The 14,165-nt window shown below is 70.3% G+C and carries 16 protein-coding genes; 4 read left to right on the top strand and 12 right to left on the bottom strand.

Translation table 11 applies throughout. The features are described from left to right. Nucleotides 1–126: 126 nt before the first annotated feature. The 7 genes from gspF to gspG are packed head-to-tail and all read right to left on the bottom strand — an operon-like array spanning nt 127 to nt 7,958. The gene (gene gspF, locus QMX96_RS16030; RefSeq protein WP_282362050.1) at nt 127–1,332 is read right to left on the bottom strand and encodes a type II secretion system inner membrane protein GspF; all 1,206 of its coding nucleotides are present in this window, start codon (nt 1,330–1,332) and stop codon (nt 127–129) included. After that, entirely contained in the window at nt 1,332–2,750 is a 1,419-nt protein-coding gene (gene gspE / locus QMX96_RS16025; RefSeq protein ID WP_043860340.1) for a type II secretion system ATPase GspE, read from the bottom strand. Before gspE ends, gspF begins: the two co-directional genes overlap by 1 nt. Next, nucleotides 2,747–5,098 (bottom strand): type II secretion system secretin GspD, encoded by a 2,352-nt coding sequence (gspD, locus tag QMX96_RS16020; RefSeq protein WP_282362049.1) that lies wholly within the window; start codon nt 5,096–5,098, stop codon nt 2,747–2,749. Before gspD ends, gspE begins: the two co-directional genes overlap by 4 nt. After that, entirely contained in the window at nt 5,095–5,613 is a 519-nt protein-coding gene (gspM, locus tag QMX96_RS16015; RefSeq protein ID WP_078481897.1) for a type II secretion system protein GspM, read from the bottom strand. Before gspM ends, gspD begins: the two co-directional genes overlap by 4 nt. Further along, nucleotides 5,603–6,550, bottom strand: a complete 948-nt coding sequence (gene gspL, locus QMX96_RS16010) for a type II secretion system protein GspL (protein ID WP_282362048.1) — start codon at nt 6,548–6,550, stop codon at nt 5,603–5,605. The genes gspM and gspL overlap by 11 nt, the downstream gene beginning before the upstream one ends. Further along, entirely contained in the window at nt 6,547–7,506 is a 960-nt protein-coding gene (gspK, locus tag QMX96_RS16005) for a type II secretion system minor pseudopilin GspK (RefSeq protein WP_282362047.1), read from the bottom strand. The genes gspL and gspK overlap by 4 nt, the downstream gene beginning before the upstream one ends. Nucleotides 7,507–7,514: 8 nt before the next feature. Beyond that, nucleotides 7,515–7,958 carry a type II secretion system major pseudopilin GspG gene (gene gspG, locus QMX96_RS16000; RefSeq protein WP_054916090.1) on the bottom strand — a complete coding sequence of 148 codons (444 nt, stop codon included), beginning with the start codon at nt 7,956–7,958 and terminating at the stop codon, nt 7,515–7,517. A 139-nt stretch (nt 7,959–8,097) separates the two neighbouring features. On the opposite strand from gspG, the gene gspI reads away from it, so the two are divergent. Then, nucleotides 8,098–8,481, top strand: a complete 384-nt coding sequence (gspI, locus tag QMX96_RS15995) for a type II secretion system minor pseudopilin GspI (protein WP_043860346.1) — start codon at nt 8,098–8,100, stop codon at nt 8,479–8,481. On the opposite strand, the gene QMX96_RS15990 is transcribed toward gspI, so the two are convergent. Then, nucleotides 8,468–8,899 (bottom strand): type II secretion system protein N, encoded by a 432-nt coding sequence (locus QMX96_RS15990; protein WP_282362046.1) that lies wholly within the window; start codon nt 8,897–8,899, stop codon nt 8,468–8,470. The two genes, gspI and QMX96_RS15990, sit on opposite strands and share 14 nt — an antisense overlap. A gap of 118 nt (nt 8,900–9,017) precedes the next feature. Between QMX96_RS15990 and gspH the strand changes: the two genes are divergently transcribed. Next, nucleotides 9,018–9,461, top strand: coding sequence for a type II secretion system minor pseudopilin GspH (gspH, locus tag QMX96_RS15985; protein WP_054916092.1), 444 nt, complete (start codon nt 9,018–9,020; stop codon nt 9,459–9,461). Next, a complete protein-coding gene (locus QMX96_RS15980) occupies nt 9,458–10,069 on the top strand; it encodes a prepilin-type N-terminal cleavage/methylation domain-containing protein (protein ID WP_282362045.1) in 612 nt (203 codons plus the stop codon). The genes gspH and QMX96_RS15980 overlap by 4 nt, the downstream gene beginning before the upstream one ends. Here QMX96_RS15980 and QMX96_RS15975 read toward each other — a convergent pair. The 3 genes from QMX96_RS15975 to QMX96_RS15965 are packed head-to-tail and all read right to left on the bottom strand — an operon-like array spanning nt 10,062 to nt 12,193. Continuing rightward, nucleotides 10,062–10,973: a DUF4880 domain-containing protein gene (locus QMX96_RS15975; protein WP_196932333.1), complete on the bottom strand. Its 912-nt coding sequence runs from the start codon at nt 10,971–10,973 to the stop codon at nt 10,062–10,064. The genes QMX96_RS15980 and QMX96_RS15975 overlap by 8 nt on opposite strands. Before the next feature lie 39 nt (nt 10,974–11,012). After that, a complete protein-coding gene (locus tag QMX96_RS15970) occupies nt 11,013–11,543 on the bottom strand; it encodes a sigma-70 family RNA polymerase sigma factor (RefSeq protein ID WP_043860351.1) in 531 nt (176 codons plus the stop codon). 20 nt (nt 11,544–11,563) lie between these two features. Further along, nucleotides 11,564–12,193 carry an STN domain-containing protein gene (locus QMX96_RS15965; RefSeq protein WP_229589303.1) on the bottom strand — a complete coding sequence of 210 codons (630 nt, stop codon included), beginning with the start codon at nt 12,191–12,193 and terminating at the stop codon, nt 11,564–11,566. A 138-nt stretch (nt 12,194–12,331) separates the two neighbouring features. Between QMX96_RS15965 and QMX96_RS15960 the strand changes: the two genes are divergently transcribed. Beyond that, a complete protein-coding gene (locus QMX96_RS15960) occupies nt 12,332–12,652 on the top strand; it encodes a hypothetical protein (RefSeq protein ID WP_054916095.1) in 321 nt (106 codons plus the stop codon). Between the two features lie 206 nt (nt 12,653–12,858). Here QMX96_RS15960 and QMX96_RS15955 read toward each other — a convergent pair whose 3' ends face one another. Further along, nucleotides 12,859–14,157: an ATP-binding protein gene (locus QMX96_RS15955; protein ID WP_054916096.1), complete on the bottom strand. Its 1,299-nt coding sequence runs from the start codon at nt 14,155–14,157 to the stop codon at nt 12,859–12,861. Nucleotides 14,158–14,165 lie beyond the last annotated feature (8 nt).

The following is a 14,165-nucleotide window of genomic DNA, read 5'->3' as shown; positions in this document are numbered from 1 at the left end:
CTCCCACACAGGTCAGTGTGGGAGCGGGCTTGACCCGCGATGGCTTCACCACCGATGGGGCGGCCCCTCGAGGTCCCGGATTCCCCGGCAACCCACTCGGGTGTTGCCCACCCCCCCCAAAAAAAATCACTGCACCAGCTGGTTGATCTCGATGATCGGCAGCAGCACCGCCATCACGATCAGCAGCACCACCGCACCCATCACCACGATCATCAGCGGCTCCAGCAATGCGGTCATGCCCATCGCTCGGCGCTCGATGTCCTTGGCCAGGCTCTGCGCCGCGCGGTCGAGCATCGGCGGCAGGTTGCCGGTCTTCTCGCCGCTGGCGATCAGGTGGATCAGCAAGGGCGGGAACACCTTCTCCACCGCCAGCGCCGACGCCAGCCCCACGCCTTCGCGCACCCGCGCCGTGGCCTCGCTCACGCACTGGTCGAGGCGGTCGTTGGCCAGGGTCTGGCGCGCCGCCTCCAGGGCCCGCAGCAACGGCACCCCGGCACTGCCCAGAATCGCCAGGGTCGAGGCGAAGCGTGCGGTGTTCAGGCCCAGCACGAAGCGCCCCAGCAACGGCAGGCGCAGCACCCGGCTGTGCCAGGCCAGGCGTGCCGACGCGCCGCGCAGGTACACACGCCAGCCCCATGCCCCGGCCACCAGCACGATGAAACACAGCCAGCCCCAGGCCCGGATGAAGTCGCTGGCGTTGAGCATCGCCAGGGTCAGCCCCGGCAGGTCCTGGCGCGCCTGGGTGAAGGCGCTGACCACCTGCGGCACCACGTAGCTGAGCAGAAAGATCACGATGCCGATCGACACCAGCCCGACCACGCCGGGGTAGATGAACGCGGTGAGGATCTTGCCGCGCAGGGTGTTGCGGTCTTCGATGTAGTCGGCCAGGCGCTCCATCACCTGGGCCAGGTCGCCGGACTCCTCCCCCGCCGCGATCAGTGCGCGGTAGATCTCGGGAAAGTCCCGCGGGCGCGCCGCCAGCGCGTCGGCCAGGCGCATGCCGCTGCGCACGTCGCCGCGCACCGCGCCCAGCACCTGGGCGATGTGCTTGCGTTCGGCCTGCTCCAGGGTCGCGCTCAGGGCGCCCTCCAGCGGCAGCCCGGCGGCCAGCAGGCTGGCCAGCTGGCGCGTGGTCCAGGCCAGGTCCGCATCCGACAGCTTGCTGGCGAACAACCCGCCGCCGGCACTGGCGGCAGGCTCCGGCTCGACCTGCAAGGCGCTCAGGCCCAGCCCGCGCAATTGCCCGATCGCCGCCGCCGGGCTGTCGGCCTCCAGCTGGCCACGGCTGATGCGCCCCTGGGCATCGGCGGCTTCATAACGGTATCGGCTCATCAGGCGTCCCGGGTCACACGCAGGATTTCTTCCACGGCGGTACTGCCGCTGTCGACCCAGCGCTGGCCGTCCTCGCGCATGCTCAGCATGCCGGCCTGGCGCGCTGCGGCGCGCAGGGCCTGTTCGTCGGCACCCTGGTGGATCAGGCCGCGAATCGGGTCATCGATGCAGAACAGCTCGTGGATCCCGGTACGCCCGCTGTAGCCGGTGTGGTTGCAGCTGGCGCAGCCATGGGGGCGAAACTGGCCGGGGGCATTCGGGTCGGGCTGACGGCAGTGCGGGCACAGCCGCCGTACCAGGCGCTGGGCCAGCACGCCGAGCAGCGCCGAGGCCAGCAGAAAGGGTTCCACGCCCATGTCGAGCAGGCGGTTGACCGCCGACACCGCGTCGTTGGTGTGCAGCGTGGCCAGCACCAGGTGCCCGGTGAGCGAGGCCTGCACCGCGATCTGCGCGGTCTCCAGGTCGCGGATCTCGCCGATCATGATGATGTCCGGGTCCTGGCGCAGGATCGCGCGCAGGGCCACGGCAAAGGTCATGTCGATGCGCGCATTCACCTGGATCTGGCTGATGCCCGGCAGGTCGTATTCCACCGGGTCCTCGACGGTGAGGATGTTGCTGACGCTGGCATCGAGCCGCGCCAGCGCCGCGTACAGGCTGGTGGTCTTGCCGCTGCCGGTGGGCCCGGTGACCAGCACGATGCCGTGGGGCTGGCGAATCAGCACGTCCAGGCGGGCCAGCAGCGCCGGGGCCATGCCCAGGGTTTCCAGTTGCAGACGCCCGGCCTGCTTGTCCAGCAGGCGCATCACCACCCGTTCGCCATGCCCGGTGGGCACGGTGGACACACGGATATCGATGGGCCGGCCAGCCACGCGCAGGGCGATGCGCCCGTCCTGGGGCAGGCGCTTTTCGGCGATGTCCAGTTGCGCCATGATCTTGATCCGCGACACCAGCGCCGCGTGCAGCGCCTTGCGCGGCGAGACCACGTCGCGCAGGGTGCCGTCGACCCGGTAGCGCACCACCGAGTGGGTCTCGAAGGGTTCGATGTGGATGTCGCTGGCCTCGTCGCCGGCAGCCTGGGTCAGCAGCGCGTTGATCATGCGGATCACCGGCGCGCCGTCCTGGGTGTCGAGCAGGTCGGTGATCTCGGGCATGTCCTGCATCAGGCGGTCGAGGTCGACATCGTTCTCGGCCGCGCCGACCGCCGCTGCGGCGCCGCCGTTGTCGCTGTAGGCGCTGGTCAGCAGGCGGTCGAGCTCGTCTTCGCTGACCTGCTCGGCGGCCTGCTCGCCGAACTGGCGGCGCACCTCGCCCAGCGCCCAGGCCGGGGTCGAGGGGCACAGGCGCAGCGGCGCGGCGTGCTCGCCGGCCAGCAGCACCACGCGCTGGGCCTTGGCCCAGGCGTACGGCAGGCGGCTCACCGGGCGACCCCGACTTCATCCAGCGGCACGGCGCGGATCGCCGCACGCGGGGTGCCGAAGGCCGCGCCCGCGCGCGGTACGCCCTGCTCGGCGCTGGGCAGCAGCGGCATCTGCGCGTCCGGCAGCGCCCAGGAATGGGCCGGCTTGAGCCCGCCCTGGGCACGGCGGATGAAATCGTAGCGGTTGAGGGTGATGCTGCGCCCCACCTCGGCATCGCGAATGATGTAGGGGCGCAGGAACACCATCAGGTTGGTCTTGCTGGTGGCGCGGCGCTCGTTGCGAAACAGCACGCCCACCCCCGGCAGGCTGGAAAGAAACGGAATGCCGTCGTTGGCCTGGGTGTAGCCGTCCTGCAGCAGGCCGCCGAGCACCATGATCTGGCCGTCGTCGAGCAGGATGCTGGTGTCGATGGCGCGCTTGTTGGTGACCGTGCCGGCGGCACTGGAGGCGCGTTCGTCGACGCTGCTGACCTCCTGGTAGATGTCGAGCTTGACCGTGCCGCCTTCGGAGATCTGCGGGCGCACGTTGAGCTTGAGCCCCACCTCTTCGCGCTGGATGGTCTGGAACGGGTTGTTGCTGGTGCCGCCGCCATCGGTGACGTACTGGCCGCTGACAAAGGGGATGGTCTGGCCGACGAAGATGCTCGCCGCCTCGTTGTCCAGGGTCAGCAGGTTGGGCGTGGACAGCACGTTGCTGCCGCCCTTGCTGGTCAGGGCGCGGGCCAGCACCTTGAGGTCGAGCACCTCGCCGATGCCGGGGATGTTCACCGTGCCGTCCACCACGCCCACGCTCAGGCCGGGGGGCAGCGCGTCGATGCTGTTCCTGGCACCGCGATTGAACCCGGCACCGCCCAGGTTGGCGCCGCCGAACACGCCGTTCTTGCCCAGGTTGCCGGCCTGCCACTGGATGCCGAATTCGTTGGCGTCGTCTTCGCTGACCTCGACGATCAGGCTTTCGATCACCACCTGGGCGCGGCGCTGGTCGAGCAGGTCGATCACCTCGCGCAGGTTGCGGTACAGCGGGTCGGGTGCCGAAATCAGCAGGGTGTTGGTGGTGGCGTCGGCCTGGATGGTCACCCCGCCGGCGGAAAACGCGGTGTTCTGCTCGCTGCCCTGCGAACCGTTGCCATAGGCGTTGCCGGCCTGGCCGAGGCTGGCCCCGTAGGTGGCGGCTGGCGGGGTGGCGCTGGTGGTCTGCGCGGTGTTCGCCGCCGCGCCGCTGCCGTTCTGCTTGCCTGCCAGCAGGCCACCGCCGCTGAGCCTGGCGCGGGCGTCGTCACCGCTGCTGCTGTCGCTCTCGCCGGTGAGCAGCCCACGCAGGGCCTGGGCCAGCTTGCCGGCCTGGGCGTTGCGCAGGTACACCACGTGCAGGTTGCTGGGGTTGTTCTGTGCGTTGTCGAGCTTGTAGATCAGGTCGCGGGCCAGTTGCGTGCGCTCGGGGCTGCCGGCGCGGATCACCACGCTGTTGGAGCGTGGGTCGCCGATCACGCTGATCTTCTGGGTGGGGTCGTTGCCCTGGGTTTCGAGCAGCTCCGAGACCATGGCCGCGATGTCGCTGGCGATGCCGTTCTGGATCGCCACCACGTCGGTGTCGATGGCGCTGGGGATGTCGATGCTGTCGAGCAGCCGGGCCACACGCTCGAGGTTCTCGGCATAGTCGGTGACCACCACGGTGTTGTTGCCGGGGTAGGCGTTGATCGGGTTGTTGGGCGACACGATGGGGCGCAGCACCGGGATCACGTTGACCGCGTTCTCGTATTGCAGGCGGAAGGTGCGGGTGAGCATGCCGGTGCCGGCATCCTTGCTGTTGATCGGCCCGCCCAGCAGCTTGGCGTCGGCCTCGGGCACCACCTGGCTGACCCCGCCCACGTCGACCACGCTGAAGCCCTGCATGCGCAAGGCCGCCAGCAGCATGGCGTAGGCACGTGTGGCCGGCACCTCGCCTTCGGACACCAGGGTCAGCTGGCCCTTGACCCGCGGGTCGACCAGAAACTGGCGCCCGGTGGCCCGCGACAGGGCGCGCACCACGGCCTGGATGTCGGCGTCGACGAAGTTCAGCTGCACCGGCTGGTCGCCCAGCGGGTTGCCCGGTGCGGCACTGGCGCTGCCATCGCTGTGGGGCCTGGCGCGGTGGGCGGGGGCACGCGGGGTCGGGCGCTGTGGCTCGACCCGCGCCTGCAGGCCGTGGCGTTCCAGGCTGGTCGGCCCGGGCTGCACGTTGGCCAGCGGTCGGCCCAGCTCGCTGCTGGCCAGTGGCTGCGCAGGCTGCTGGCTGCAACCGGCCAGGGCCAGTGCCAGTACCAGGGGAGCCAGGCCGGCCAGTCGGCGCGGCAGTTGGGTGCACATCATGACGATTCCTTAGCGCCTTGCGCCTGGTCCAAGCGAACGATTCCGGAGAACGACGCCGTGGCCGAGGGGTCGGCCAGCGGGTCGCGTTGCAGGCGGCTGTGCACCACCGTCAGGCCCAGTTGTGCGGGGGCCTGCAGCAGCCAGGCGGTGGCGGCCTCGGCGGGGGCCTGGACAAGATCGAGCTGCCAGCCGCCCTCCACCGCCTGAAGCTGGTAATGGCCGCCCAGCCCGGCGTGCTCCAGGCTCTGGCGCAGGGCCGGCGCCTGTTGCGCGGCGCCCGGCAGTGAGGGGGTTTGGGCCAGCAGCCCGTCGAGGGTCTGCGCCTGGCTGCGCAGCCTGGGCGTTTCGGCCTCCCAGTGGGCGATGCGCGCCAGTGCCGGCTGCACCAGCACCAGCCACCACAGCGTGGTGCCCAGCAGCAGTGCGGTCAGGGCCACGGCGCGGCGCTCGCGCGCACTCAGGCCGTGCCACCAGGGGCGCAGGCGGCGCAGGGGGTGCCGTGCCTTACTCAACATTGGCCACCTCCTCGCCCGTGGCGGTCGCCGGGCGCAGGGTCCAGCCGTGGTCGCTGCTGCTGGCCTCGATGCCCTGCGCCGCCAGCCGTGTTTGCCAGGCGTTGTCGGCCGGGGGCCGCGGTGCGCCGGGCAGTGGCTGCAGGTCGAGCACGCCGTCGTGGTAGGTCAGTTGCTCGACTGCGCCGGCCAGAAACGGCATGGCGCTGCCGGCGGCTTGCAGCAGGTGGTTGAAGGGTGCGACCGCGCCATTGTCGCCGGCGGCGAGCTGCTGGCGTACCTGTTGCAGCGGGTTGAGGATCACCTGCAACTGCGGGTAGGCAGCGCGTACCTGCTGGTGCATGTGCTGGCGCAGTTGCTGGCCGGTGTCGGCCAGTCGCGCGGCGTAGAGGTTCAGGCCCAGGGTCCAGATCATGGCGGCGCTGGCGCACAGGGCGAGTGCCCGTGGCCAGCCGTGCTGTGCGGCGGCAGGGGCGCGCAGGCCGCTGTGCAGGCTCGCCACCGGGCATGCGCCGGCCCTTGCCGGGGTCGGGTACAGGCCCCGGGGTTTGAGGCCGGCATTCGACAGCCACTGCGCCAGGCCCTGCAATGCCGCCTGCCCCAGCCATGCCACCGCCACCTTCCCGTCCGCTGCGCGTGGCCCGTGGGCGATATGCACGGCGCGCACATCGCCCAGTATCAGGCCCTGCACCGCGCACTGCACCGCCGCCCCCAGGCGCGCCGCCGGCAACGGCGGCAGTACCAGCTCGGTGCACAGGCTGTCGTCCGGGTGCAGCCACGCCAGCACCTCGCGGCCCCGCGCCAGGCTCTTGAGCTGCGCCTGCGCCGCCTCGCCCTCGGCCTCGGTCCGGCCCTGGCGGTCCAGTTGCCGATAGCCGACCCGCGCCCCGCCCTCAAGCGCCGCCAGCCGCGGCAATGCCATGTGCAGTTGTGCCTTCATGCGCCCACCCGTGCCCAGACAACCTGTGCCAGGGGCGCCTGCCCGCGCAGCAGCAGCGCCTCCAGGCGCACCTCGCGCGAGCCGCTGCGGGCCGCGCCGTGCAGGCGAAACCAGTCGCTGGTAATGCCCACCGGCACGCTTTCGAGCACCACGTGGGGCATCTGCAGGCGGTTGACGAAATCCCCGCGGTTGACGAACCAGCGCCCGCCGTCGCGCTCGGCGATCAGCTGGCGCGCCTTGTCTACGCTCAAGCCCGGCACCTGCGCCGCCAGCACCTCGGCGGACGCGGTGTTGCCATTGATCCAGGTGTTGGCCGGCAGCACCGTGGCCACTCGGCGCAGGCGCGCCAACCCTTCGGCATCCAGCCCCGGCACGGCCAGCTGGTCGAGGCTGCGCAGCATCGGCCGGCGTGCCGGCACCGGGCGCGAAGCGGCACCCGGCGAGGTTGCGCGGCCACTGTCGAAGCCGTGCACCGCCTCGGCCACGGGCGCCTGCCGGCGCGGGTAGCCGTCGATCACCCGCGCCGCGATCGCCTGCGCCACCGGCGCGGCCAGGCCGATCAGTGCACACAGGCGCTCGAAGGTGGCCAGGGCCTGCTCGTCGGGTTGCTCTTCGACCACCAGGTTGCGCAGGTTGAACTTGCCCTGCTCGTCTTCCAGCCGGCCCTGAAACACCGCGCCGTGCTCGCCCACCGGCAGGCCGGCGATGGGGCGCGCCCAGCCCTGGTCGAGGCGTACCAGCGGGTCGACGCGGCGCTGCTCGGCCAGTACCTCACGGCTCCAGGCCAGGCCCGCCTGCAGCACGCCCTGCCCCTGGGCACGCTGCTGCAGGCTTTCCAGCTCACGGGTGAATACGCTCTGGCGGCTGATCATGCCCGCTGCGATCACCGCCACCACGGCGGCTATCAGCAAGGCACTGATGATCGCCATTCCGCGTTGCTGCGCGGACGGTCTCATCACGGCGCCTACAGCTGCCAGGAGCCGATATCGGCGTTCACGCCGTCGCCGTCAGGCTCGCCATCGGCGCCCAGCGAGAACACGTCGATCTCGCCGTTGGCACCGGGGTTGAGGTAGTGGTAGGGACGGCCCCAGGGGTCGTTGGGCAGGCGCTCCAGGTAGGCGCGCCAGGTGCCGGGCTTGGCCGAGGCGGGTTTTTCCACCAGTACCTTGAGGCCCTGGGCGGCGCTGGGGTAGCTGCCGTTGTCCAGGCGGTAGAGCTTGAGCGCCTGCATCAGCCCGGCGATGTCCTGGCGGGCGGCGGTGGCACGCGCCTGGTCGGGGCGGTCGAGCACCTTGGGCACCACCATCGCTGCCAGGATCCCGAGGATGACCACCACCACCATGATCTCGATCAGGGTGAAACCGCGTTGGCGACGGGGGGCAGAACGGCGTGGGCAGGTAAGCGACATCTCGGCATTCCTTGGCGGGATTCGGGGGCCGATTGTGGCAAGGGCATATGTCAGTGGTATTGAAAATCCTCGGGAGTTCCGGTCGCCAATCGGTCAGACAGACCCCCTAGGATGCAGCTTTGCCCACACCGAGATGCCCATGCGCAGACGCCGCCCGCAACAGGCCGGTTTTACCCTGATCGAAGTGCTGGTGGCGCTGGCCATCGTGGCCGTGGCGATGGCCGCTGCAGTGCGCGCGGCCGGGCTGATGACCCAGGGCAATGGCCTGCTGCGCGACAAGTCGCTGGCCCTGCTCTCGGCCCAGGCGCGCCTTGCCGAACTGCGCCTGGAAGGCCAGGCAACCCCGGGCCTGCGCCGCTTGGAGTGCGACCAGGGGCGCCTGCGCCTGCGCTGCGAGCAGCAGGTCGACAGCCGCCCCGGTGGGCTGCTGCAGGTGCGCCTGGAGGTGTTCGAGCGTGACCGTGAAGGCCCGCCGCTGGCGCGCCTGGAGAGCTGGCTGGGCCAGGCGCCTAGGGGCGAATGAGGCGCGGCAGCGCGGGGCCTTCGGGCAGTCGGGCGATGCCGATGCGGCTGCGCTCCCCGGCGCGCTCGATCACCAGCGCATCGGCTTCTATGGCCACCAGTTGCACCCCCTGCGCCAGTTGCTCGCCCACCTGCACGGCCTGTGGCGCGCCGCCGTTGAGCGAGACGATGGCCACCGCACCGGCACTGCCGGCCAGCAGCCCGCTGAGGCTGATGTCGACCTGCGCCGGCAGGTTGGCGAACCACTGCCCGGCGGCGGCCGGGGGTGCCGATAGGGTCTGCTCCATGGCAGCCGGCACCGGTTGGGGGGTGGGCGTCCAGAGCAACGTGCCCCAGGTCGCGAGCCCGGCCAGCGCCGCGAGCAGCGCCGCGCCCTGGACCAGTTGCGGGGCAGCCACGGGTTTGAATGCTAGTGCCATGGGGAACGGTCTCCGTGTGGTTCCTGGCCCGAGCATACGCGCCGATTCTCACGCTTTTGTTTCACACGACGATCATCTTCGCCGTGCACGCTGTCACCAGCCAAGGAGGCATCGCCCCATGCAACGCAGCCATCCACAACAGGGCTTTACCCTGATCGAACTGATGGTGGTGCTGGTGATCGTCGGCATCGCCAGCGCCGCCATCAGCCTGAACATCCGCCCCGACCCGGCCAGGGCGCTGCGCGAAGACGCCGAGCGCCTGGCGCAATTGCTGCTGGTGGCCCAGAGCGAGGTGCAGGCCGATGGCCGCGCCCTGCTCTGGCAGGCCGACCGCGACGGCTACCGTTTTGTGCGGGCCGGCGCGGCGCTGGACAGCGACCCGCTGCTGCGCCCGCGCCCCTGGCAGGCCGCGCCGGTGACGGTGCAGCGCACCCCGCAGCGGGCCGTGCGCATCGACCCGGAATGGATCGGCGAGCCGCTGACCCTGCGCCTGGTCAGCGGCCAGCAGCAGATCGAAGTGCGCCGCGATGCCGCCGGCCGTGTCGAGGTGCACCAGCCATGAGGCGCCACCCGCAAGGCGGGTTCACCCTGATCGAGGTGATGGTGGCGATCCTGTTGATGGCCATCGTCAGCCTGGTGGCCTGGCGCGGGCTGGACAGCGTCAGCCGCGCCGACCGCCACGTCAAGGACAGCACCGAACAGGCCCGCGCCCTGCTGCGGGTGTTCAACCAGCTGGAGCGGGACCTGGCCTTGCGTGCCAGCAGCGAACTGGCCGAGCCGGTGCTGGCGGGCATGGACCCGCCCAGCGAAAAACCGCTGCCTGCGGTGCGGGTGCAGGCCAGCGACGGGCGCCCGGCACGCCTGGAGCTGATTCGCAGCAGCACCGCCGACGACGGCCTGATGCGCGTGCGCTGGTGGTTGCAGGGTGGCACGCTGTACCGCGCCGCGGCGCCGGCACGCGACCGCTTCCCGCTACCGGCGCCTGCCGGCCGGGTGGCGGTACTGGAGGATGTGGCTGAATTCAACCTGCGGGTGTGGGAGCCGGGCAAGGGCTGGCGGCACCTGACCGGCGAGGCCCGGGACAATCCGCCGGGGCTCGAGATCGAACTGCTGCGCCAGAGCGCCCAGGGCCCGCAGCGTTACCGCCAGGTACTGGGGCCGCTCAACTGAGCAGCACCACGCCACCGGGCAGTTCGGTGCAGCGTGCGCCGTAGGCATCGCGGATCAGCTGCGCCACCCCTGGCAGCTGCGCCAGGCTGAAGCGCGCCTGCACCTTGCGTCGCCCCAGGCTGGGGTTGAGCAGCACCAGCATGCCAGGGCGGTAGCGGTTGATTTCGTCGATCACCTGGCTCAGCGGCGCGTCATGGAACACCAGCCGCTGCTCGCGCCAGGCCATTACCTGTTCGGCATCGAACGGCTGCGCGCTGCCGGCGCTGCGGGCGTCGTAACGCAGCTGCTGGCCGGCGGGCACGGGCAAGCTGCGGCCCTGCCAGAGAATCTGCACCTGGCCCTGCAGGCAGGTGACGCACACGGCCGAATCGGTGTGGCGCACATTGAAGCGCCCGGCCTGGGCCGACACCCAGGCCTGCCCGGCCTGCACCTGCACCGGGGCCTGGGCCAGCACCTCGACCTCGCCTTCGAGCAGGGCGATTGCTTCGCCGCTGCGGTTGATGCGGGTCTGGGTGTTGAGCTCCAGCGCGATGCCCTGGGTCAGGTCGATGCGCCGCTGCTCGCCGACGCCGGTGTGAAAGTCTGCCGCTGGCGTGCCGAGCCCGTCCACCAGGTTGCTGCGCAGCAGCACGAAGGCTGCCGAGGCCGCCAGCGCGCCACCCAGAAACGCACGGCGCCCCAGGGTACGCAGGGGCACCACGCGCTCGGCCTGGCGCGCCGCCGGCTCCAGCTGCTGCCACAGCTGGCGGGCCTGCTCGAAGGCCTGGGCGTGCGCCGGGCTCTGTGCGCACCACTGGCGCAGGGCGCGTGCGTCGGCGACGGTGGCGCGCCCTGAGGTAAGCAGCAGCAACCAGTCCTGGGCCTGGCTGTGCAGGCTGGGTTCAGCCGAAGTCTGGGGTGTCATGGTCTGAGGGGCCTGCATCAAAATGGCGCTGTGTATTGTTCAAGACGGTTTTCCCGCACCGGGACCGAACCGCTGGAACACTTTTCTTTCCAGCCGCGTGGCGCAGTAACCCAGTGCGGCCTTGAGCTCCTTCTCGACCATGCGCGTGGAGATGCCGAAGCGCTGGGCGATTTCCAGGTGCGAGGCTTCCTCCAGGCGCGCGGCAATGAAGATACGCCGGCGCCGTGCCGGCAGTTCGTAGAGTGCGCCGAGCAGGCACTGGATTTCCTGCTGGCCGCCGACGATGCGCGCCGGGTCCTGGTCTTCGGCCACCTGCAGCAGGTCTTCGACCTCGGCGCCGGTGAGCAGCCGGGCGTCGGCCTGGCGCCGGTCGGCGGCGATGTTCAGGGCCATCCGGTACAGGTAGGCATTGGGCTTGTGCAGCGCGTGGGTGGCCTGCATGCGGTCGACCCGCAGGTAGGTTTCCTGGAGCACGTCGCAGGCCAGGTCGTCCGAACCCAGGCGGCGTTTGAGGCGCACCTTGAACTCGTCGTAAGAGGTCAGGAACAACGTGACCAGAGGTGTATTCATACTGCCTAGCCTCCATGCGATTAAGGGCAGTCCATGCGTGTATCGGGCAACAGCAGCAGCGTCACCGGTTGCGCCAGCGCCGAGGGCGGTGGCCGCTCCAGGCGCAGGGCGCGCAGGCTTTCGACCAGCGCGCTGTCACGCCGGTGATCGCCGGTGGAGGCCAGCAGGCGGCTCTGGGCCAGCACCCCGCGGGCGTCGATCCATACCTGCACCGCGGCCCGGTAATGGCCTGGGCGTGCCAGCGCGCTGGCACACAGCGCCTGTTCCACGGCGCGTTGCAGCGTGCGCGCATAATTGCCGGCCGCGCCGGCCCCGCCTGTGGCACGCGGGTTCGGCGCGGCTGCCGGCAGTGCCACGCGCTGCACGGTGAAGGCCTCGGCGCCGCTGTAGCGGGCCATCAGCCCGGTGCCTTCGAGCAGCCTGCGCAGGCCGTCGCGGGCGCTGAACGCGCCGCTCAGCGGCATCGAGCGCTGGCGTGCGGTCAGCTCCCGGTCCACCAGTACCGCCATGCCGCTCTGCTGGCCGAAGGCGTGCAGCGCCTCGTCCAGTGGCTGGGCCGGTATGTCGAAACGGATCGGGCCTGCGCCGTGCACCGGCATCGCCAGTACGGCCAACAGCAGCACGGCGATTCTGGCAAGGCAGTGGCGCAAACCGGTGTCTCCCCCGAAAGTCGCCATCGTGGGGCCTGTGTATGAATCTGATGTGACAGCGGTAGGCAAAAAACCTTAACGATGTGGGAAGTCGCCTGGGGCTAGACTGGGGGAAACCGCTTCAGGGAAGGCATGGACATGGGCTGTCGAATCGCGGGGTTGTGGCTGGTTGCCGGTCTGCTGAGTGGCCTGTCGAGTGGCGTGGTGCAGGCGGGTCAGGACGAGGGTTGCATCGACGTGCAGGTGGGCCAGGCGCGGGCGCTGGCGTACGACTGCCTGACGCGCCAGTTGCAGAACGGCAATGGGCAGCGCGCGGCGCAGGCCAACCGCAAGGCGATGGAGGTGGATGTGAGCCGGCGCGCGCCGAACCAGCTGGGGTTGTTCAACCAGTCGGCCACGGGGCAGCGCATGGGCAATGCGTTCGGGGTGTCGGTGCGGCCGCAGCGGCCGGGGCCGTGAATTCGACTGCGGGGGGTTGTCAGTGCCGCCCTCTTCGCTGGCAAGCCAGCTCCCACAGGTGGTGACTCAAGGACCGCGTAAAGATCTGCAAGATCGTGGTGAGCCCATCGCGGGGCAAGCCCGCTCCCACAGGTACCGTGGGGACCCGGGGCCTGTGCAAAACCTGTGGGAGCGGGCTTGACCCGCGATGGGCCGCGCAGCGGCCCCTACCGCCCCCGCGGCAAGCAGATGCGAAACTGTGCCCCCCCCAACGCCGACTGCCCCACCGTCAGGGTGCCACCCTGCCCCTCGATCACCCGACGGCTGATCGCCAACCCCAGGCCAAACCCGCCCGTGGCACGGTCCCGACTGCGATCCAGGCGGTAGAACGGCTGGAAGATGCGCTCGCGCTCCTCCTGCGGAATGCCAATGCCGTCATCCTCGACGGTCAGCACGCACGCGCCCTTGGCATCCACGCTCAGGCGCAGCAGGATGCGCTGCCCGCAATAACGCATGGCGTTGCGGATCAGGTTCTGCACCGCCCGCGCCGTCAACCGCGGGTCCAGCACAAAGCGCGGCAGATCCGGCTCGGCACGCACCTCCAGGCTCACCCCGCGCCCATCCAGCTCTTCGGCATAGCTGCCCAGGATGCTGTCGACGAACTCGGGCAGCGCCACCTCCACCCGCTCGCCACCCTGGCCATTCTGCAAGCGGTTGTACGACAGCAGCTCAAGCACCAGCGCATCCAGCTCGCGCACGTGCCCCACCAGTTCCAGCAGGCGCTTGCGACTGGCCGGGGGCATTTCGTCGTACAGCAGCACCAGGCCGAAATCCAGGCGGGTCAGCGGCGTGCGCAGCTCATGCGACACCGCATTGAGCAACTCGCGCTGCTGGGTCAGCAGGCATTCGATATCCGCCGCCATGGTGTCGAACACCTTGGCCAGCGCGCCGATGTTCGAGCGTGGCGAGATCAGCGTGCGCTCCGCCAGGTTGCCTTCGCCCAGGCGCTGCGCCGTGGCCTTGAGCCGCTGCAGGTCACGCCAGTGCGGGCGCACCCAGAACAGCAGGCAGCCCAGCAGCGCCGCACCGATCAGCACGGTGATGCCCCACGACAGCAGGTAGATGTCCGCCGGGTCCGGCGGGTTGCGCAGCACCACCATCCACTCGCTGTCCAGCGGCGCCAGGGCGGTTTCGTAATAGCCCCACTCCCCCAGGCGCACCACGTACTGGCCGGCCTGCAGGTGCGCCTGCTCCTCGGCGTTCAGGTCCAGGTCGGCGCGCCGGCGCAGCTCGATGCTGAGGGGGGCGAAATCGGTATTCAGCGCCTCGGCCACCTGGGGCCAGCTGTCGCGGTGCTTGAGGTGGAACTGGTTGACGATCAGGCGCTGCACGCCCCGCGCCTGGTCCTGGTTGTAGGCGATGTAGCGGTCATGGAACACATGCAGGATCAGTTCGGGGATCAGGAAGATCGACCCGGCATACGCGACGATGGTCACCAGATACAGGCGTACCAGAATTTTCAGCATGGCCGTGG

The organism is Pseudomonas sp. PS01300, assembly GCF_029960155.1.
GTDB lineage: Bacteria > Pseudomonadota > Gammaproteobacteria > Pseudomonadales > Pseudomonadaceae > Aquipseudomonas > Aquipseudomonas palmensis.
The sequence above is the reverse complement of the archived record's forward strand: the minus strand, read 5'-3'. Positions and strand labels throughout refer to the sequence as shown.